This is a genomic window from Streptomyces chlorus, assembly GCF_042655885.1.
In the GTDB taxonomy this organism is placed as follows: Bacteria; Actinomycetota; Actinomycetes; order Streptomycetales; family Streptomycetaceae; genus Streptomyces; species Streptomyces chlorus.
In genome coordinates this window covers 1-672 of sequence record NZ_JBHSOA010000148.1, presented here as the reverse complement: position 1 = coordinate 672, position 672 = coordinate 1, and the positions used below count along the sequence as shown (strand labels likewise).

Below are 672 nucleotides of genomic sequence, written 5' to 3'. Positions count from 1 at the left end.
GCAGGGGAATCTGGCGTCGTACGTGTGGTTCGCGGGGCAGGCGTATCCGGGGTTGGCGAAGCAGTCGGTGGTGCATACCTCGATCGCTTTCGATCTGACGGTGACGGGTGTTTTCGCGCCGTTGACGCTGGGTGGCTGTGTGCGGTTCGCCGGGCTCGATGAGGCCGGGGTGCTGCCGGAGGGGTTCGCGGCGACGTTCTCGAAGGTCACTCCGGCGCACGTTCCCCTGTTGTCGGAGCTGCCTTTGGGGTTGTCGGCCACGGATCATGTGGTGGTCGGTGGTGAGCAGTTGCAGGCGGGTGCGGTGGCGCAGTTGCGTCGTCTGCGTCCGGGGGTGACGGTGGTCAACGAGTACGGGCCGACCGAGGCGACGGTGGGTTGTTCCGTGTTCGTGGTGGGGCCGCAGGATGCGCTGCCGGAGGCGGTGGTGCCCATCGGGCGGCCGGTGGCCAATGCGCGCCTGTATGTGCTGGACGGGTGTATGCGTCCGGTGGCGCCCGGTGTGGGTGGTGAGTTGTACATCGCGGGCAGTGGGGTGGCTCGTGGGTATTGGAACCGTCCGGGGCTGAGTGCGGAGCGGTTCGTCGCGGATCCGTTCGGCGCGGGCGGTGCGCGGATGTATCGCACGGGAGACGTCGTGCGGTGGAGCTGGGACGGGCAGCTGGAGTTCCT

Annotated in this window: 1 protein-coding gene; it reads left to right on the top strand. The window is 68.2% G+C overall.

Features of this window, described 5'->3' with window-relative positions; genetic code table 11:
• The coding region (locus tag ACFPZI_RS36995; RefSeq protein WP_381371553.1) for an AMP-binding protein at positions 1-672 on the top strand (672 nt) is incomplete at both ends.